This is a genomic window from Actinomadura mexicana (assembly GCF_900188105.1).
In the GTDB taxonomy this organism is placed as follows: Bacteria; Actinomycetota; Actinomycetes; order Streptosporangiales; family Streptosporangiaceae; genus Spirillospora; species Spirillospora mexicana.
This window is the reverse complement of sequence record NZ_FZNP01000002.1, coordinates 311236-329130: the sequence shown is the minus strand read 5'-3', so window position 1 is coordinate 329130 and position 17895 is coordinate 311236. Positions and strand designations below refer to the sequence as shown.

The window sequence follows — 17895 nt, the reverse complement described above, 5'->3', positions numbered from 1 at the left end:
GTCAGGCGGTGCTGTAGGTGGCGAGATCCTGGCCCGTGCTGACAAGCCGGAGTCCGGCGTTCACCAGGACGCGGACCGACGCCGGGTTGGACGGTTCCACGGTCGCGACGACCCTGTCCACGCCGGGCGAGGTCAGGGCGAACGCCACGATGGCGCGGGCGGCCTCGGTGGCGTACCCCCGGCCCCGGCGGGACGGGACGACGCCGTAACCGAACTCGACGGCCCCGTCGGCGGGCGGCCAGAACAGGCCGACGGCGCCGACCACCAGGCCGGTGGACCGTTCGATGATCTGACGCTGGCCGTGCTCGCCGAGCGCGGACGGGTGCTCGGCGATGAAGCCGGCGATGGCGAGGTCGCCCTCGGCGGGGAAGTCGTCCGCCCAATGGGCGGGCCTGTCGCCGGACAGGACGACGGCGATCTCGCCGGACGTCCACGGCCGCAGGACGAGCCGGTCCGTGGTCAGGTCCGCGTCGGCCGGGCCCGCCTTGGCGGGGTCGGCGCCGGCCGGGGCGGAGTCGGGCAGGCCTGATGTGGTCAGGTCGGAAGAAGACAAGTCTGGCTCCTGGTCGTTCTGGACGACCGGGCCGCGCTCAACCGCGGGCGGCCCGGACAAGGGCATGCTGAAGAAGCGCCACGCGGGCCATATTCATCAACCTCCCCTGTCGCAGGAACGCCGCAGAGCTTACTACGCCGGGCTTTTCCTACTACGACGGGCTCTGCCCACAACGACGGGCCTAAGCGTCCGCGGCGGTCACGGGACCCGGAAGCCGCGGAACGTCACGTGCCTCCGGGGGTTGAAGCCGAGCCGTTCGTACAGGGCGATCGCCTGGGTGTTCGTCTCGGCCACGTGCAGGAAGGGGCGTTCGTTCCGGGACACGATGCGGGCCGCGAGCGCGCGGATCAGGCGGGCGGCGTGGCCGCGCCCGCGCGCCTCGGGGGCGGTGCAGACGGTGCTGATCTCCGTCCATCCCGGAGGCCGGAGCCGTTCGCCCGCCATCGCCACCAGCGCGCCCTCGTCGCGGACGCCGACATAGGCGCCGAGTTCGTGGGTGCGCGGCCAGAACGGCCCCGGTCGGGTCCGTGCGACGAGGTCGAGCATCTCGGGGACGCTGTCCGCACCCAGGCCGACAACGCCGGGTTCCACCACGCCGGTCTCGCTCTCGCCGCCACCGGACCAGACCATCTGGAGCCCTTCGAGGACGAAGACCGGCTCCCAGCCCGGCGGCGGAGTCGCGGGACTGCTGAACATGTCGGCGAGTTCGCCTCGGCCGAGCAGCCGGGCGAGGTCGGCCCAGTCCGCCGGTTCCGGGTCGGCGGACACGGTCGAGAAGGTCGAGACCTCCGGCAGGTAGGTGGCGGCCCGGCCTAGCCGGCGGGCAAGGTGCGCGTGGTGACCGCGAAGCGACTCGCCCACAGGGTCGTCGAGGGCGACGTCGTCCCGGTCCGCCATGGTGCAGTACCTCCCAGGCCGTGCGTGGGGATCAGCGCCCCGGATGCTAGTCGGCGGGGATGTAGGGCGGGGCGACGCCCCAGCCCCAATGCGGCATAGGGGCTTGGAGGGGCGGCTCGGCGTCCGGCTGGGAGTTGGCCAGGGCGATGCGCGTGCCCCACTCGATGTAGGAGGCGAACGCGGCGCGGAACTCCGGGTCGTCCGGGAGGCCGACCTCGTCCGCCGCGTCCATGAGGAGCGTGACCCAGCGGCGCCGCTGCGCCTCGGTGATGGACTTGCCGAGGTGATGGCGCACCATGTGGTGGTAGCCGCCGCGCTCGCGGCTGTAGTGGTCGGGCCCGCGGAAGACCTCGCCGAGCCACGCCGCGACCCACTTCGGGTGGTCCGGGGCCATGTGCTCGAAGAGCGGGCGCAGCAGGTCGTCCTTGAGGACGTTCTCGTAGAAGTGCTCGGTGAGCCGCTCCAACGCCTCACCTCCGCCCGCCCAGTCGTACATGGTCGGGACGGACGATCCGGCGCCGCGCACCGCCGTCCGCTCGTAGTGCCGCATCTCCTCGATCTGCTGGACGTACGGCTTGATCTCGGCGAAGAACGCGGGGAAGTGCTCGCCGCCCCGGAAGCCCCGCATGTGGTCGTCGGCCGAGGTCCAGCAGATGCGCAGGATGTAGGACGACGGCTCGTCGACGCACCTGGACAGCTCGTAGTCCACGCACTCGGGAGCGGCGGCGAGGGGGACGGAGGCCCGCGCGTAGGCGGCCTCGAAGTCCTCCGCGTCCGGCGGCTCGATGCGGTAGCGGATGTACTCGACGATCATGGCGCCCCCAGGCTGCTTCCGGTCGGATTATCACTGTAATCCTGTAATCATCCGACCGGAAGCGCAACGATCAATCCTGGGTCGGTGCGCGGCGGAACCAGGCGACCGCGCCCGCCGCGGCCGCGAGGACCAGGGCGATCAGGCCGATCCAGAGCCAGCCCGACGAGCCCCCCGAGCCTCCGGAGGACGCGGCGTCCGTGCGGGACGGCGCCGGGGCGGGGGGCCCGGCGGCCCCGGACGAGCGCTGCACGGTGAACGTGAAGGTGCCCTCGACCGGATGGCCGTCCGACGCGACGACGCGCCAGCCCACGGTGTACTCCCCGTCGGGCAGCGTGCCGTTCACCGCCTGGGTGACCTTGTTGTCGACCGCCCGCGCCGACCCTGCCTGGTACTGCTTGCGCGACCCGTCGGTCACGACCACGCGCGGCAGCCGTACCGGGTCGCCGTACGTCAGGACGATCTGGGACGGGGCCGCGACCGTCGAGTCCTTCGCGGGGCTCGCCGACGTCAGCGTGGTGTGCGCCGAAGCCGGGACCGCGGTCGTCGCCAGGACGGCCGCGAGCGCCGCGACACCGGCCGCCCCGCGCAGCGCCGCCCGGGTCACGCCCGGCTCCGCGCCCGGGTCACGCCGTAGGCGCCGACCGCGATGCCGACGAGACCGACGGCGATGCCGATGCCGCCGAGCAGCCGGGCCGTCCCGTCGTCCGGCGACGCGGACGACGCCGCGGCGGCGGGCTTCACCTGCGCGGTCAGGCCGGTCGTGGTCGCCGAGCCCTTGGGGAGGAGCTTCAGCACCGGAGAGGGGTGCTCCGGCTCTTCGGCCCCCTCGGCGGGGGGCTCCTCCCACTTGACGACCTCGCCGCCGGAGTACGTCTGGTCGGCCTTGAACACGAGCTGGTCGGTGTCGGTGGGCAGGGGCCCCATGGAGACGTCGAACTCCTCGAACCGGCCCGGCTCGATCTTGCCGCCGCTCCAGGTGATCTTCGTGACGGCCTCGGTCAGCTCGCCGCCCTCGGTCTTCAGCGGCCTGGGCAGCTTGGACTTCTCCACCTTCACCGTCCAGCCCGGCAGCGGCCGGACCGACACCGACGCCAGCGGGTGGTCGGTCGGCAGGTTCACCACGAGCTTGGTGGTGGAGGCGTCGTCGCGCTCGTTCGGCACGCGGAAAGAGACCTTGGAGTACGAGCCCTGCTCGGCGGTCCTGGGGTTGACCGTGACGTGCGCGGACGCCGCCGCGGCCAGGCCGACCACGGACAGGGCGGCGAGGGACGCGACGGCGCCGGCGCGCCGGGCATGGGGGAGGAAGGGCATTGCGGAACTCCGTTCGAGGCGTACGGGAATGGCCGGACGCCGAGAACCGGCGTCCGGTGACGTACGGTGCCCGGGCTCAGAAGTGAGCGAGCACCCTCGAACGCGGAGGAGGGCCCCGCCGGACGACCTGGTGCCGCAGGGCGCGTCCGGTGGCCGTGATGGCCGCCGCCGCGGGCGCCGTCCGGAGGGGGCGGGCCGGAGGCTCGGCCGGTTCCACGGCGAGCAGGGCCAGCAGCAGCCGGACCGGACGGTCCGCGAGGGCGGCGACCCGCCGGGCGAGCGACCACGCGGCCCGCTCGCCGCGCCGCAGCCACCACGCGGCCACCAGCGCGGCCGTGCAGTGCGCGAGCGTCATCACCAGGCCGTTGCCGCCGTGGGGGGCGGGGACCGCGACGGGTTCCATGGCGCCCGTCATGGCGGCGTGCGCCCCGGGCATGCGGGACAGGGGCGTGTGGTGGGACGCGGCGGCCGCCGTGTACAGCGTGTGCAGGGCGAACTGCCCGCCGAGGAGCCCGCCCAGGATCGTCGCGAGCGAGCGCTCGTGGCCCGCCAGCATCTGCGTCACGCCCAGGACGGCGCCGAAGCCCGTGAGCGCCGCCCAGGCGGGTACCGCCGCGCCGCCCGCCAGGACGTGCCCGAGGGTCGCCAGCGTCGCGCACACGGTGGCGAACACCACCGCGCGTGCGGGCCGGAACAGCGGCTGCGGCGCATGGGGGCTCATGACGGCTCCCATCGTCCCATCCCCTGCGCGCTCTGCCCAGCCGCCCCCGAACATCCGCTGACACGCCCAACATCTTGGGGTTGTGCGTTGATCGTCGACTAGATGTAGGGTTCAGTCCCGTGCTGGTCCGCCCCCGCCGCTCGCGGCGGGGGCGGCGTGAGAGGGAACCCGGTGGGATTCCGGGACTGCCCCGCAGCGGTGAGCGGGAACGACCGCCGTCATCGAGCACTGGGCCCGGCGGCCTGGGAAGCGACGGCCAGTAGGACGCCTCGTCGGAGGCGACGCCCGCGAGTCCGAAGACCTGCCCGCACGCGAGGCCGGGAGACCGGCCTCATCGGGGGTCCGGGTCCGTCCCGGATCGACACGTCCAGGCCTCGCGGGTGGGCCGGGGACGGAGCGCGGCCTGCCGCCGCGCGCCGTTCGCATGCCTCCGCGAGGCGGCATGCGAGGGGAGATGCACGTGACACAGGTTCTGGCCGCGCCGCCGGCGGAGATCGCCGTCGAGGTCGAGGCGGCCTGCAAGGGGGTACCGGGCGCAGAGGCCGGGCGGGTGCTGGCCGCGGTCCGGTCCGCGGACGGGCTGGACGCGACGGCCCTGCGGGACCTCGCGATCGGGGAGGCCGCCGCGCTCATCCCGGCCGAGCCCGGGTACTCGAAGGTGGCCGCGCGGCTGCTCGGCGGCCGGATCCGGGACGAGGCCGCGGCCGCGGGCGTCCGGACGTTCGCCGAGTCGGTCGCCGCCGCGCACCGCGAGGGCCTCCTGGCGGACGACCTGGCCGCCTTCGTCGCCGCCAACGCGGCGGCACTCGACGCGCTCATCGACGAGGGTTCGGGGGGTGTGGGGGGCCGTCCTCACCCGAAGGGCGCAGTCGCGGGGGCCGACGACCGCTTCGAGTACTTCGGGCTCCGGACGGTCTACGACCGTTACCTGCTCAGGCATCCGCGGTCGCGACTCGTCCTGGAGCGGCCGCAGCACTTCTTCCTGCGGGTGGCGTGCGGGCTCGTCTTCCCCGGCGGAGTCGGGCCGGGGGGTGTGGGGGGTCGGCCCCCCACGGGTGACACGGATCCCGGCGGAGTCGGGCCGGGGGGTGTGGGGGGTCGGCCCCCCACAGGGGACATGGAAGCCGTTGACGAGGCCGCCGAGCTGTACGCGCTGCTCAGCACGCTGTCGTACCTGCCCAGCTCGCCCACGCTGTTCAACTCCGGGGCCCGCCGCCCGCAGCTCTCGTCGTGCTTCCTGCTCGACTCGCCGCGCGACGAGCTGGAGTCCATCTACGACCGGTACGGCCAGGTCGCGAGGCTCAGCAAGTACGCGGGCGGGATCGGCATCTCCTGGACGCGGGTGCGGTCGCGGGGTTCGCTGATCCGGGGCACGAACGGGCACTCCAACGGGATCGTCCCGTGGCTGCGCACGCTCGACTCGTCCGTCGCCGCCGTCAACCAGGGCGGCCGCCGCAAGGGCGCGGCGTGCGTCTACCTGGAGCCGTGGCACGCCGACGTGGAGGAGTTCCTGGAGCTGCGCGACAACACCGGCGAGGACGCGCGCCGCACCCACAACCTCAACCTGGCCAACTGGATCCCGGACGAGTTCATGCGGCGCGTCGAGGCCGACGCGGCGTGGTCGCTGTTCGACCCCAAGGAGGTCCCCGAGCTGGTCGACCTGTGGGGCGACGAGTTCGACGAAACCTACCGGGCGGCGGAGCGGGCGGGACGGTTCGTCCGGCAGGTCCCGGCCCGCAAGCTGTACGGGCGCATGATGCGGACGCTCGCCGAGACGGGCAACGGCTGGATGACGTTCAAGGACGCCGCCAACCGCGCCTGCAACCAGACCGCCGAGCCCGGCAGGGTCGTCCACCTGTCGAACCTCTGCACGGAGATCCTGGAGGTGACGGGCGACGGCGAGGCGGCCGTCTGCAACCTCGGATCGGTGAACCTGGCCGCGCACGTGGGGCCGTCCGGCGTCGACTGGGAGCGGCTCCGGTCGACGGTCCGTACCGCCGTCCGGTTCCTGGACCGCACCATCGACCGGGGCTTCTACCCCACGCCCGAGGCGGAGAAGGCCAACCGCAGGTGGCGGCCGGTCGGGCTGGGCGTGATGGGCCTCGCGGACGTGTTCTTCACGCTGCGCCTGCCGTTCGACTCGGACGAGGCGCGCGAGCTGTCGACGCGCATCGCCGAGGAGATCGCGCTGGCCGCCTACAACGCGTCGGCCGACCTCGCCGCCGCCCACGGCCCGCTGCCCGCCTATGACGCGACCCGCACCGCGCGCGGCCTGCTCCACCTGGACCACTTCCCGGACGCGGCGCCGTCCCGTCCCGCCGGCTGGGACGCGCTGCGCGCCCGCGTCGCGGAGGTCGGCCTGCGCAACTCGCTGCTCGTCGCGATCGCGCCGACCGCGACGATCGCGTCCATCGCGGGCTGCTACGAGTGCATCGAGCCGCAGGTGTCCAACCTGTTCAAGCGCGAGACGCTGTCCGGCGAGTTCCTCCAGATCAACCGCTACCTGGTGGAGGACCTGAAGTCGCTCGGGCTGTGGACGCCGGCCGTCCGCGAGGCGGTCAAGAAGGCGAACGGCTCCGTCCAGGGGCTCGTCGACCTGCCGGAGGAGATGCTGTCGCTCTACCGGACGGCCTGGGAGCTGCCGCAGAAGGCGCTCATCGACCTCGCCGCCGCCCGCACCCCGTACATCGACCAGTCGCAGTCGCTGAACCTGTTCATGGAGACGCCCACGATCGGCAAGCTCTCCTCGATGTACGCCTACGCGTGGCGGGCCGGGCTCAAGACGACGTACTACCTGCGGTCCCGTCCCGCGACGCGGATCGCGCAGACGACGGTCGCCGCGGCCGTCTGCTCCCTGGAGAACCCCGAGACCTGCGAGGCGTGCCAGTGACCACCGCGCGAGAAGGGCACGAGCGAGGGGAGGGGCGGGGAATGCTCCTCGATCCCGGCATGGACCTGACGCTGCGGCCCATGCGCTACCCGGACTTCTACGAGCGGTACCGGGCCGCGATCCGCAACACCTGGACGGTCGAGGAGGTCGACCTCGCCTCCGACATGGCGGACCTCGCGCGGCTCACGCCGGCCGAGCTGCACCTCGTCAACCGGCTCGTCGCGTTCTTCGCCACCGGCGACTCGATCGTGGCGAACAACCTCGTGCTCAACCTCTACAAGCACGTGAACGCCCCGGAGGCCCGGCTCTACCTGTCGCGGCAGCTATATGAGGAGGCCGTGCACGTACAGTTTTATCTGACCCTCCTGGACACCTACCTGCCCGATCAGGACGAGCGCGTCAAGGCGTTCGCGGCGATCGAGCACATCCCGTCCATCCGGGCCAAGGCGGAGTTCTGCTTCCGCTGGATCGACTCGCTCGGCTCCGTCGACGAGCTCCGGAGCGCCGCCGACCGCAGGGCCTTCCTGCTGAACCTCATCTGCTTCGCGGCCTGCATCGAGGGCCTGTTCTTCTACGGCGCGTTCGCCTACGTGTACTGGCTCCGGTCGCGCGGGCTGCTGAACGGTCTCGCGTCGGGGACGAACTGGGTCTTCCGGGACGAGTCGATGCACATGGAGTTCGCGTTCTCCGTGGTCGACACCGTCCGGGCGGAGGAACCCGGCCTTTTCGACGCGGAGCTGACGGCCCAGGTCACCACGATGATCGAGGAGGCCGTCCGGGCGGAGCTGGCGTTCGCCCGCGACCTGTGCGGGGACGGCCTGCCCGGCATGAGCGCGGACGACATGCGCGGCTACCTCGAATACGTCGCGGACCAGCGGCTCGTCCGGCTCGGGCTGCCCGCCCGCTACGGCACCGCCAACCCGTTCGCGTTCATGGAGTTGCAGGACGTCCAGGAGCTCTCCAACTTCTTCGAGCGCCGCGTTTCGGCCTACCAGATCGGCGTCGAGGGGACGGTCGCGCTCGACGAGGTGTTCTGAACTTTCCGAAACGGGCAGGCGTTGAACCGTAAAGACTAGGCCGAGGAGGAAGAACATGCCTTCCGTCATCGACCGCATCATGCGGTTCGCCCGGAGCCCGCAGGGCCGCAAGGCGCGTGCCCGGGCGGAACGGCTCGCCCGGGACCCGCGCACCCAGGCGAAGGTCCGAGGACTGCTGTCGCGCGGACGCGGGCGCGGGGGCGGGCGCCGCCGCTACTGAGCCCACCCGCACCCGAGACCCTGACCCCCACCAGACCCTGACCCGCACCGAGACCGGACCCGTCCCCGCACCGGGGGCGGGTCCGGTCCGTGTTGCGCATTGGACGTAACTGCAACTTGTTTGCAATAGTGGTGCCATGGCCGACTACACGCTTCCCGACCTGCCCTACGACTACGCCGCCCTGGAGCCGGCGATCACCGGCGAGATCCTGGAGCTGCACCACTCCCGGCACCACGCCGCCTACGTCAAGGGCGCCAACGACACGCTGGAGCGGCTCGCCGAGGCGCGGGACAAGGAGCAGTACGGCGGGCTGGTCGGCCTGGAGAAGACGTTCGCGTTCAACCTCTCCGGCCACGTCCTGCACTCGATCTTCTGGGACAACCTGTCGCCGGACGGCGGCGACCGCCCGGACGGGGAGCTGGCGGCGGCCGTCGACGAGCACTTCGGCGCGTTCGAGGCGTTCCAGAAGCAGCTCACGGCGGCGACCTCCACCGTGCAGGGATCCGGCTGGGGCGTCCTGGCGTGGGAGCCGCTCGGCAAGCGCCTCGTCGTCGAGCAGGTCTACGACCACCACGGCAACGTCGGCATGAACACGACGCCGCTGCTGGTGTTCGACGCCTGGGAGCACGCCTACTACCTCCAGTACCGCAACGTCCGCCCGGACTACGTTGAGAAGCTCTGGTCGCTCGTGAACTGGACGGACGTGAAGGCCCGCTTCGACGCGGCCCGCGGGGTGTCCTCCCGATAGACGGCGGCGTCCGCGCGGCGCCGCTGAGGGGGCGGCGTTCACCTGGCCGGGATCGTGCTCAGAACCTTTCCTCGCGGCCTGGTGAACGCCGCTTCCGCCTTGCCGGCCGCGCTCTGCCCGGCACGAACGGGTTGGGCATGCGCCCTCACGCACCCGGGCGAGATTTTGCACGGTCACCGTAGTGCCCGGGCGGTGCGGCGCCGCCGCGGCCCCGCCCCTAGTCTGCTCCTCATGACCGGCGAGTACCCGTACTGGGAGAACGTCCCGACGCGGTGGAAGGACAACGACGTCTACGGGCACGTCAACAACGTCGTCCACTACTCGCTGATGGACACCGTCATCAACGAGTGGATGATCCGGACCGCCGGCTTCGACCCCGCGGCCTCCGGCTCGATCGCGCTCTGCGTCGAGTCGCACTGCGAGTACAGGGCCGAGGCGGCGTTCCCCGACACGATCCGCGTCGGGTTGCGCGTCGGCAGGCTCGGCCGCTCCAGCGTCCGCTGGGAGATCGGCATGCTGCGCGGGTCGGACGGCGCGCTCATCGCCGAGGGCCACTTCGTGCACGTCTTCGTCGACCGGGACACCCGCCGCCCGGTCGAGATCACCGGAGCGGTCCGCACCGAGATGCAGAAGCTGCTGGCCGCATGACCGCCACCCGCGCCGCCGTGCTCGTCGAGTCCGGCCGTCCCGCCCCGTACGCCGCGTCCCGCCCCCTGGAGATCACCGACCTGCGCCTCGACCCGCCCGGCCATGGCGAACTCCTGGTCCGGATCGGCGCCGCCGGCCTCTGCCACTCCGACCTGTCCGTCATCAACGGGTCCCGGCCGCGCCCCCTCCCGATGGCCCTCGGGCACGAGGCCGCGGGCGAGGTCGTCGAGACCGGGCCGGGCACCGAGTTCGCGCCCGGCGACCACGTCGTGCTCGCGTTCGTCCCGGCGTGCGGGCACTGCGAGCGCTGCGTCGCCGGACGTCCCGCCCTCTGCGGGCCGGGCGCCCAGGCCAACGGCGCCGGGACCCTGCTCGGCGGCGGGCGGCGGTTCCGCGCCCCGGACGGCACGCGCCCGCACCACCACCTCGGCGTCTCGGCGTTCTCCGAGTACACCGTCGTCTCGTCCCGCTCCGCCGTGAAGATCGACCGCGACCTGCCCTTCGACGTCGCCGCGCTGTTCGGCTGCGCCGTCCTCACCGGCGCCGGCGCCGCCCTCCACAGCGCCGCCGTCGCGCCGGGCGACACCGTCGCCGTCTTCGGCCTCGGCGGCGTCGGCCTGTCCGCCGTCCTCGCCGCGAAGGCCGCCGGAGCCTCCACCGTGCTCGCCGTGGACGTCGTCGCCTCCAAGCGGGACCTCGCCGAGCGCCTCGGCGCCCGTCCCGTCGCGGGCGGCCCGGACGCGGTCGAGGCGATCCGCGACCTGACGTCCGGCGGTGCGGAGAAGGTCGTCGACACGACGGGCGTCGTCGCCGTCCTCGAACAGGCCTACGCGGCCACCCGCCCCGGCGGCACGACCGTCACCGTCGGCCTCCCCGCCCCCGGCGCGCCGCTGACCCTGCCCGCGCTCAGCCTCGTCGCCGAGGAGCGGACCCTGCGCGGCAGCTATCTCGGCTCCTGCGTCCCCCGGCGCGACGTCCCCCGCTTCATCGCCCTGTACCGCGACGGCGCCCTGCCCGTGGACGCCCTCCTCAGCGGCCGTCTTCCCCTTGACGAGATCAATGCGGGTTTCGACCGTCTCCACACCGCCGAGGCCGTCCGCCAGCTGATTACATTTCCTTGAACAAAGAGATATGCATAGCTATCGTCGTAATTCACCATTGTAAGCGAGCGATGCGGGCATGAATGAGGACGTTGCCGGGTGGTGGACGCAGGCGGACCGGGCGGATGCAATCGCCTGACCAGCAATTACCCTGGCGCCAGCAGCCTCTCGCCTGGTTGGTCGTGATCGTCATGGCGGTCACCGCCACCTATTTCCAGGACACGATCCGAGCGGTGGCCGAGGGGTGGCTGACGCCCGGCGAGGTCGCCGATTCGGTGTCCGCGGGCGATGCGATCAGGGTCGTCGACATCCACCACGACCTCGACGCCGGCAACGACGTCGTCGTACCCGCGCGGAAGGGCGGCGGGAACGCGCTCCCCGGCGGTGGCGCGCCACCCGACTCGCTGGACGAGGAATGGCTGGCCGCCCACGGCGCGATCGACGTCGGCGTGTCCCGGTGGGAGATCACCGTGGAGACCCGGCGGAACGAGGACGTGGAGATCGTGGACATCCGCCCGGTGATGGCGGCCCCGCGGTGCGGCCCGGCGCCGTCGGGCGCGCTCATCACGAACCAGTCCGCGGGAGGAGGGGGCAAGATCGCGCTCTACCTCGTGATCGACGGACCGCGCCCGCGCCCGGTCTTCCAGCGGAACGAGGAAGGGAGACTCTCCCCGTTCTTCGTCGGGGCCGAGGCGCAGCGGGTGACCCTGGAGAAGGGCAAGAAGGAGACGCTCGCGATCGTGGCGAGCATCGGGCATCCGGACAAGTCCCCGTCGCGGAACGGGCCGTACTGCCAGTGGAGCGTGCGGGTCGACTACCTCGCGGGCGGCGGGCGCCATCAGATGTCGATCAGAGCACCGGGGAACCGGCCGTTCGCGCTCACCGGTGCCCTCCCCGATGTCGCGCGGTACCAGGCGGTGTTCCTGGATCGTCTGACGTGCGCGAGGCCGCACTACACGAGGGTGTCGGCGTCCAAGTACGCGAAGCTTCTCAAGGCGTCGTCTCCGATGGAGTGTCCGTAGGCGCGACCACCGCCTCGGGGAACCGGCTCCTCCGGTAGGAGAACGCGACGGCCAGGCCGACGAGCCAGCCCCAGACGACGCCGAACCGCATCGCGAAGGGCAGGATGAGCGTCACCTGCGTCCCGAACCCGATGCCGTCGTGGTTCAGGCGGGACAGCGCGGCATGGACGAGCGCGGTCAGCGCGCCGGTGAGAACGATGACCGACCAGCCGAAGAGGAACGCGTACAGCGTGCCATGGCGCGACCCCGGTTCCAGCCCCGAGACGACCTTCCACAGCAGCAGCCACAGCAGCACGAGGAAGACGAGCGCCACGGCGGTCGACACGGGCCAGCTCTCGCTGATGCCGGAATAGATCATCGGCTTCTCACCGCCCTTGGGGGCGAGCCAGTCGTCGACCGCGCTCGGCGGTGGCTCCGGCCGCAGTCGCGGATAGAGCGAGATGTTCGACAGCGCTTCGGGTAGCGAGATCCTGTCATCGCCCCGGGAGACGAACGTCGTGGCGCCGCCGACGAAGGCCAGGCACAACGCGGGAATGATCCCGGCGGTGGCGACGTGGCGCGCCCGCCCCGGCAGGTCGCCCACGGTTCGCGCGAGCACGCCGGGTGGGTCGCCGGGCCGTCTCGCCCTCCTCATACGGTGTGCCGTGTAGAGGCCGACCAGCGGGAGCCCGATCCACAGCGACATGCCGACACCGGCGAACATCCCGTCGGAAGACCAGAAGTGGGGGTCCCACCGCGCCTCGATCTCGATCGCCAGGGGGATGCCCGGCGGGTCGTCCGACCCAGCGAGGATCACGATCGTCAGCGCCGCCGCCTCGCCGACGCCGAAGGCCAGCATCACCACGCTCGTCCAGCGCAGGAGAGCCCCCACGAGGCTCGTCCTCGCCGTGACGGAGCGGGCGGCGAGATAGACGAGCGCGGCGGTCAGCAGGTAGACGCCGATTCGCAGCGGCCAGATCCACGGTGCCAGATAGGGCTCGACGGCGTCGTTCTGCGTCATGGGCGCGAAGAAGGAGAAGACCCGGAGAACGGGATCGTCGCCGTACCGGAAGGCGGTCAGGCGCGGCGGGACGTGCGCGGCCGTGTCCCACTGCGTGATCGATAAGCACCCCGCGGCGCAGACCGCCGCCGCGATGCTCCAGGAGCGTCTCATGCCGTGCCTCAGGCGAGGACGTGGGTGGTCAGGAGTTGTTCGAACTCGGCTTCGAAGGCCTCGTAGCGGGCGCGCAGGTCGGGCCCCGGCCAGCCGGCGGGCAGCAGGGACGGGGGGAGGAGCGGGTCGTTCAGGAGGTGGCGCAGGATGGCCGCCGCGTAGGTGAAGCGCTCGGCGATCGCGGTCGCCTCGGCCAGGGCGGTGCGCAGGGCGCCGGCCTTGGCGGTCCAGGCGTCCAGGTCCCAGAGGGAGGCGGCCAGGGCGGCGGGGTCGTCCTCTGGGCGGCCCAGGAGGAAGGTGCACTGGCGGACGACGGGCTCGGGCCGCGGGCGCGTCAGGTTCGCCGGGCGCAGCCAGGTGCCCTCCCGCAGTTCGGCGAGCCGCAGCGTCGACATGGCCTGGCGCAGCGCGGCACGGTCGGCGGCGGGACGGCGCTCGGCGGTGATGACGGCGATCTCCCAGGCGCCGTCCCACGGCCGGGTCGGCGGGAGGCGGGCCTCGTCCTGGCGGGCCTGGCGGGCGAGGAGGCGCTCGGTGAGGGCGTACGTCCCGCCGGACTGGACGAGGTCGCCGGCGGCGACCATGCGCGAGAGCGCCACCCGGATCGTCCCCTCCGCGATGCCGAACAGGTCGCCGACGCGGACGAGGTAGCGGGCCGGGAGGCGGGGCGGGTGGACGCCCAGCAGGGTGCTCAGGACGACGGACCGAGCGGTGAGCGGGCGGATCTCCAGGCTGTCCATGGCTGGTGGTGACCCTACCGGGGAGGGAGGGTGGCCTCGTCCTCAGATTACAGTCTTTCCGTCGCGTGAACTATAAGTGTAATGTCGACTCATGGCGTCTTACCTCATCGAGTCGTTCGACCGGCTGCCGTTCGGGGGCGCGGAGAAGGCGCGCCGCTACGCGACCGAGCGCTACCGGGGCGCGGCCGGCCGCAACTGGTACGACTGCGACCCCACGCTGCGGTTCCTCATGCGCCGGCATCTGGGCGACGGTTTCGGCTGGGCCGAGCCCCGGCTCAGGGAGATGGGCGCGCTGATGGGCGGGCCGGTCGCCGAGCGGGCCGAGGAGACGGACCGCAACCCGCCGCGCCTGGAGAAGTACGACCGGTGGGGACGCGACATCAGCGAGGTCGTCATGCCGCCCTCGTTCGAGGCGGCGCGCCGGGACATCGTGGCGACCGCGTTCACCCGGCCCGACTTCGTGGCCGAGGCCAGGCGCAGCGGCGTCGACCCCGCGCCGATGGGCGTGGCCTGGAGCTACCTGCTCGACCAGGCCGACATCGGCATGGCGTGCGCGCTCGGCACCGGCGGCGACATGGTCGTGGGGCTGACGGAGATGTTCGCGCCGGACGACGTCAAGGCGCGGGTGCGGGAGCTGTTCGCGGCCGGGGAGATGTCCGGCGAGGCCGCGCAGATGCTGACCGAGCGGTCGGGCGGCTCGGACCTCGGCGCGCTGGAGTCGACCGCGTCCAGGGACGGGGACGCCTGGCGTCTCAACGGCTTCAAGTGGTTCGCCTCCAACGCGGGCGGCTCGGCGTTCGTGGTGCTGGCCAAGCCGGAGGGGTCCGTGGACGGGGTCCGGGGCATCGCGCCGTTCCTCGTCCTGCGGGAGCGGCGGGACGGCTCGCGCAACGGCGTCCGGATCCGGCGGCTCAAGGACAAGCTCGGCACGCGGTCGGTGGCGTCGGCCGAGATCGAGTTCACCGACGCGGAGGCGTTCCTGCTGGCCCCGGGGTCGAGCGCGGGAGAGGGCGGGGACGGCAAGGGCCTGGCCCGCATGATGGAGCTGACCAACGGCGCCCGGCTCGGCATCTCCATGATGGGCCTCGGCTGCGCGCGGCGGGCCCTCGTCGAGTCCCTCTGCTACGCGCGGGCGCGGGAGGCGTTCGGCGCGCCGCTGGGGGCGCAGCCGCTCATGCGCCGCAAGCTCGCCGAGCTGATCGTGGAGACCGAGGCCGTGCAGGCGCTCGTCTTCGACGGCTACCTGGGACGCCCCCGGCTGCGCCTGGGCGCCGCGCTGATCAAGCTGCGCGCCGCCCGGCTGGGCGTGACGGCCGCGAGCGACGCCATCGAGATCCACGGCGGGAACGGCTACATCGAGCAGTGGCCGGTCGCGCGGATCCTCCGGGACGCGCAGGTCAACCCCATCTGGGAGGGCGGCGACAACATCCTGTGCCTGGACGTCCGCCGCGCCGTCGAGCGGCAGGAGGCGCACGAGCCGTTCCTCGAACGGCTCGACCAGGCCGTCCAGCGGGCGCCTTCCGGGGACGACGAGACGGCCGCGCTGGTCGGGCAGAGCATCGGGCATCTCCGCGAGGCCATAGAGAAGTGGCGCGGGCTCGACAGGACTCTGGCCGAAGCCCGCCTCTTCCCGCTCGCCCAGTACATGGCCGACGTGTACGCGGCGGCACTGCTGCTGGAGCAGGCCGGGTGGGAGCGCGCCGATTCCGGCGAGGACCGCAAGGCGCTGGTCGCGCGGCTCTACGCTCGGAGCCACCTCGCCGAACCCGGTCCGCTGCGGGGCATCGACGACCCGGCGGACGACCTCGAACGCTTCGAGGACCTGGCGGACGGCGCGTTCACCGACGACTAGCTGTACTAGCCCACTGGGAGGCCGCGTGGCGGTACGGATCGAGCGGGACGGCCCGGTGACCACGGTGGTGATGTCCCGCCCCGCGACGCGCAACGCCGTGGACGGGCCGACGGCGCGCGAGTTGAAGGCCGCGTTCCGCGCGTTCGACGCGGACGACGGCGCGAGCGTCGCCGTCCTGTGGGGCGAGGGCGGGACGTTCTGCTCCGGCGCCGACCTCACCTCGGTCGGCACCGACCGGGGCCCGCGCCTCGACCCGCCCCCGGCCGACGGGCCGCTCGGCTGCACGCGGATGCGCCTGTCGAAGCCGGTCATCGCGGCCGTCGCGGGCCACGCCGTCGCCGGGGGCCTGGAGCTGGCGCTGTGGTGCGATCTGCGTGTCGCGGAGGAGACGGCCACGTTCGGGGTCTACTGCCGGCGCTGGGGCGTCCCGCTGGTCGACGGCGGGACGGTCCGGCTCCCGCGGCTGATCGGGGCGAGCCGCGCCATGGACCTGATCCTCACCGGACGGCCGGTGGACGGGCGGGAGGCGTTCGAGATCGGCCTCGCCAACCGGCTCGTCCCGCTGGGGAAGGCGCGGGAGGCGGCCGAGGAGCTGGCGGCCGAACTGGCCCGTTTCCCGCAGACCTGCCTGCGGGGCGACCGGCTGGCGGTGCTGGAGGCGGAGGGCCTCGCCGAGGACGAGGCGCTTGCCGCCGAGTACCGCCACGGCCTGGGCTCCCTGGGAGATGCGATCAAGGGCGCCGGACGGTTCGCGGGCGGCCGCGGACGGCACGGCGACTTCGAAGACATCTGACCCGGCTGCTTCACCGACATCCGAGCCGGAGATTGGCCGCTCGCATCACCCGTTCGACATGACCCGTAGGTCGTTGACCGAATGCAATTCGGGACCGTAGGTTCCTGAGGGGCGGCCGCCGTGACCGAGGAGAGCGAAGCGATGACGCTGACCGTGGAGGAGGCGGGCCTGGCGCTCGCCGACCCGAAGGCCTACGCCGACGACCGGCGGTTCCATGAGTCCCTCGCGCTGCTGCGCCGCGAGTCCCCGGTGCACCGGGTGGAGGCCCCCGACTACACGCCCTTCTGGGGGATCACCAGGCACGAGGACGTCCTGGAGATCGAGCGCAACCACCAGCTCTTCCGCAACGCGCCGCGCCCGGTGCTCGGCACCGCCGAGTTCGACGCGCTGAACCGCCAGCGCGCGGAGCAGGGCGTCGCGCTGCGCACGCTCGTCCACATGGACGACCCCGACCACCGGGTCGTCCGGGCGATCGGCGCGGACTGGTTCCGGCCGCGCGCGATGCGGTCCCTGGAGCCGCGCGTACGCGAGCTGGCGAAGCGGTACGTCGACCGGATGGTCGACTTCGGCGGCGAGTGCGACTTCGCGCGGGAGGTCGCCGTCCACTTCCCGCTGTATGTGATCCTCTCGCTGCTCGGCCTGCCGGAGAGCGACTTCGACCGCATGCTGAAGCTGACGCAGGAGCTGTTCGGCGGCGACGACGACGAGTTCCAGCGGGGCGCGACCAACGAGGAGAAGCTCCAGGTCCTCCTGGACTTCTTCGCCTACTTCCAGGGCCTGACGCAGGAGCGCCGCAGGCACCCGACCGACGACCTCGCCTCCGCCATCGCGAACGCGCGCATTGACGGCGAGCCGCTCAACGACTTCGACACCGCGTCCTACTACGTGATCGTCGCGACGGCCGGGCACGACACCACCAGCGCGACGATCGCCGGCGGCCTGCACGCGCTCATCGAGCACCCCGACCAGATCGAGCGGCTCCGCGAGAAGCCGGAGCTGATGCCGCTCGCCGTGGACGAGATGATCCGCTGGGTCACGCCGGTCAAGGAGTTCATGCGCACCGCCACCGAGGACTACGACCTGCGCGGCGTCACGATCCGCCAGGGCGAGGCGGTGCTGCTGTCCTACCCGTCCGCGAACCGGGACGAGGAGGTCTTCGACGACCCGTTCCGCTTCGACGTCGGGCGCGACCCGAACAAGCACCTGGCGTTCGGCTTCGGCGTCCACTACTGCCTGGGCGCGGCGCTGGCCCGCATCGAGGTCCGCGCCTTCTTCGAGGAGCTGCTGCCCCGCCTCGGCTCGATCGAGCTCGCCGGGCCGCCGCAGAGCATCGCCACCACCTTCGTCGGCGGCCTCAAGCGCCTCCCCGTCCGCTACTCCCTCGCCTAAGGAACCC

General features: G+C 72.5%; 18 protein-coding genes and 1 riboswitch. Of the genes, 10 read left to right on the top strand and 8 right to left on the bottom strand.

Going from position 1 to position 17895, the window contains the following annotated elements:
- Position 1: 1 nt before the first annotated feature.
- The 6 genes from CHC11_RS05895 to CHC11_RS05870 form a co-directional block, all read right to left on the bottom strand.
- A complete protein-coding gene (locus tag CHC11_RS05895) occupies positions 2 to 553 on the bottom strand; it encodes a GNAT family N-acetyltransferase (protein ID WP_245918787.1) in 552 nt (183 codons plus the stop codon).
- Positions 554 to 751: 198 nt separating this feature from the next.
- Positions 752 to 1450, bottom strand: coding sequence for a GNAT family N-acetyltransferase (locus CHC11_RS05890; protein ID WP_089310563.1), 699 nt, complete (start codon positions 1448 to 1450; stop codon positions 752 to 754).
- A 46-nt stretch (positions 1451 to 1496) separates the two neighbouring features.
- Entirely contained in the window at positions 1497 to 2264 is a 768-nt protein-coding gene (locus tag CHC11_RS05885) for a group II truncated hemoglobin (protein WP_089310562.1), read from the bottom strand.
- 70 nt (positions 2265 to 2334) lie between these two features.
- Positions 2335 to 2868, bottom strand: coding sequence for a copper resistance CopC family protein (locus CHC11_RS05880; RefSeq protein WP_245918786.1), 534 nt, complete (start codon positions 2866 to 2868; stop codon positions 2335 to 2337).
- Entirely contained in the window at positions 2865 to 3575 is a 711-nt protein-coding gene (locus CHC11_RS05875) for a YcnI family copper-binding membrane protein (RefSeq protein ID WP_089310561.1), read from the bottom strand. The genes CHC11_RS05880 and CHC11_RS05875 overlap by 4 nt, the downstream gene beginning before the upstream one ends.
- Before the next feature lie 76 nt (positions 3576 to 3651).
- Positions 3652 to 4296: an MFS transporter gene (locus CHC11_RS05870; RefSeq protein ID WP_218825948.1), complete on the bottom strand. Its 645-nt coding sequence runs from the start codon at positions 4294 to 4296 to the stop codon at positions 3652 to 3654.
- Positions 4297 to 4402: 106 nt separating this feature from the next.
- A riboswitch (cobalamin riboswitch) is annotated at positions 4403 to 4619 on the top strand.
- 137 nt (positions 4620 to 4756) lie between these two features.
- Between CHC11_RS05870 and CHC11_RS05865 the strand changes: the two genes are divergently transcribed.
- The 7 genes from CHC11_RS05865 (at position 4757) to CHC11_RS05840 (ending at position 11961) form a co-directional block, all read left to right on the top strand.
- On the top strand, positions 4757 to 7186 hold the full coding sequence (locus CHC11_RS05865) for a ribonucleoside-diphosphate reductase subunit alpha (RefSeq protein WP_143226943.1): 2430 nt from the start codon (positions 4757 to 4759) through the stop codon (positions 7184 to 7186).
- A 41-nt stretch (positions 7187 to 7227) separates the two neighbouring features.
- On the top strand, positions 7228 to 8223 hold the full coding sequence (locus CHC11_RS05860; RefSeq protein WP_089310559.1) for a ribonucleotide-diphosphate reductase subunit beta: 996 nt from the start codon (positions 7228 to 7230) through the stop codon (positions 8221 to 8223).
- A 55-nt stretch (positions 8224 to 8278) separates the two neighbouring features.
- The gene (locus tag CHC11_RS41105; protein WP_179278703.1) at positions 8279 to 8443 is read left to right on the top strand and encodes a hypothetical protein; all 165 of its coding nucleotides are present in this window, start codon (positions 8279 to 8281) and stop codon (positions 8441 to 8443) included.
- A 136-nt stretch (positions 8444 to 8579) separates the two neighbouring features.
- Positions 8580 to 9191, top strand: a complete 612-nt coding sequence (locus tag CHC11_RS05855) for a superoxide dismutase (RefSeq protein ID WP_089310558.1) — start codon at positions 8580 to 8582, stop codon at positions 9189 to 9191.
- A gap of 231 nt (positions 9192 to 9422) precedes the next feature.
- Positions 9423 to 9839: an acyl-CoA thioesterase gene (locus tag CHC11_RS05850; protein ID WP_089310557.1), complete on the top strand. Its 417-nt coding sequence runs from the start codon at positions 9423 to 9425 to the stop codon at positions 9837 to 9839.
- Positions 9836 to 10960 carry a zinc-dependent alcohol dehydrogenase family protein gene (locus tag CHC11_RS05845; protein ID WP_089310556.1) on the top strand — a complete coding sequence of 375 codons (1125 nt, stop codon included), beginning with the start codon at positions 9836 to 9838 and terminating at the stop codon, positions 10958 to 10960. The genes CHC11_RS05850 and CHC11_RS05845 overlap by 4 nt, the downstream gene beginning before the upstream one ends.
- Before the next feature lie 161 nt (positions 10961 to 11121).
- Entirely contained in the window at positions 11122 to 11961 is an 840-nt protein-coding gene (locus tag CHC11_RS05840) for a hypothetical protein (protein WP_089310555.1), read from the top strand.
- On the opposite strand, the gene CHC11_RS05835 is transcribed toward CHC11_RS05840, so the two are convergent.
- Together CHC11_RS05835 and CHC11_RS05830 are read right to left on the bottom strand one after the other, a co-directional pair.
- Positions 11930 to 13114: a hypothetical protein gene (locus CHC11_RS05835; RefSeq protein ID WP_089310554.1), complete on the bottom strand. Its 1185-nt coding sequence runs from the start codon at positions 13112 to 13114 to the stop codon at positions 11930 to 11932. The two genes, CHC11_RS05840 and CHC11_RS05835, sit on opposite strands and share 32 nt — an antisense overlap.
- 8 nt (positions 13115 to 13122) lie before the next feature.
- The gene (locus CHC11_RS05830) at positions 13123 to 13854 is read right to left on the bottom strand and encodes a PaaX family transcriptional regulator C-terminal domain-containing protein (RefSeq protein ID WP_089310553.1); all 732 of its coding nucleotides are present in this window, start codon (positions 13852 to 13854) and stop codon (positions 13123 to 13125) included.
- 91 nt (positions 13855 to 13945) lie between these two features.
- Here CHC11_RS05830 and CHC11_RS05825 point away from each other — a divergent pair, with 91 nt between their 5' ends.
- The 3 genes from CHC11_RS05825 to CHC11_RS05815 all read left to right on the top strand — a co-directional run bounded on the left by CHC11_RS05825 (position 13946) and on the right by CHC11_RS05815 (position 17888).
- Positions 13946 to 15706 (top strand): acyl-CoA dehydrogenase family protein, encoded by a 1761-nt coding sequence (locus CHC11_RS05825; RefSeq protein ID WP_089310552.1) that lies wholly within the window; start codon positions 13946 to 13948, stop codon positions 15704 to 15706.
- A gap of 25 nt (positions 15707 to 15731) precedes the next feature.
- Entirely contained in the window at positions 15732 to 16499 is a 768-nt protein-coding gene (locus tag CHC11_RS05820) for a crotonase/enoyl-CoA hydratase family protein (RefSeq protein WP_089310551.1), read from the top strand.
- A 120-nt stretch (positions 16500 to 16619) separates the two neighbouring features.
- Positions 16620 to 17888, top strand: coding sequence for a cytochrome P450 (locus CHC11_RS05815; RefSeq protein ID WP_245918785.1), 1269 nt, complete (start codon positions 16620 to 16622; stop codon positions 17886 to 17888).
- Positions 17889 to 17895 lie beyond the last annotated feature (7 nt).

Bases quoted from the DNA above. Each gene is read 5' to 3' on its own strand.
- CHC11_RS05890 (WP_089310563.1), bottom strand. From the start codon at position 1,450: ATGGCGGACCGGGACGACGTCGCCCTCGACGACCCTGTGGGCGAGTCG.
- CHC11_RS05885 (WP_089310562.1), bottom strand. From the start codon at position 2,264: ATGATCGTCGAGTACATCCGCTACCGCATCGAGCCGCCGGACGCGGAG.
- CHC11_RS05875 (WP_089310561.1), bottom strand. From the start codon at position 3,575: ATGCCCTTCCTCCCCCATGCCCGGCGCGCCGGCGCCGTCGCGTCCCTC.
- CHC11_RS05870 (WP_218825948.1), bottom strand. From the start codon at position 4,296: ATGAGCCCCCATGCGCCGCAGCCGCTGTTCCGGCCCGCACGCGCGGTG.
- CHC11_RS05860 (WP_089310559.1), top strand. From the start codon at position 7,228: ATGCTCCTCGATCCCGGCATGGACCTGACGCTGCGGCCCATGCGCTAC.
- CHC11_RS41105 (WP_179278703.1), top strand. From the start codon at position 8,279: ATGCCTTCCGTCATCGACCGCATCATGCGGTTCGCCCGGAGCCCGCAG.
- CHC11_RS05855 (WP_089310558.1), top strand. From the start codon at position 8,580: ATGGCCGACTACACGCTTCCCGACCTGCCCTACGACTACGCCGCCCTG.
- CHC11_RS05850 (WP_089310557.1), top strand. From the start codon at position 9,423: ATGACCGGCGAGTACCCGTACTGGGAGAACGTCCCGACGCGGTGGAAG.
- CHC11_RS05845 (WP_089310556.1), top strand. From the start codon at position 9,836: ATGACCGCCACCCGCGCCGCCGTGCTCGTCGAGTCCGGCCGTCCCGCC.
- CHC11_RS05835 (WP_089310554.1), bottom strand. From the start codon at position 13,114: ATGAGACGCTCCTGGAGCATCGCGGCGGCGGTCTGCGCCGCGGGGTGC.
- CHC11_RS05830 (WP_089310553.1), bottom strand. From the start codon at position 13,854: ATGGACAGCCTGGAGATCCGCCCGCTCACCGCTCGGTCCGTCGTCCTG.
- CHC11_RS05825 (WP_089310552.1), top strand. From the start codon at position 13,946: ATGGCGTCTTACCTCATCGAGTCGTTCGACCGGCTGCCGTTCGGGGGC.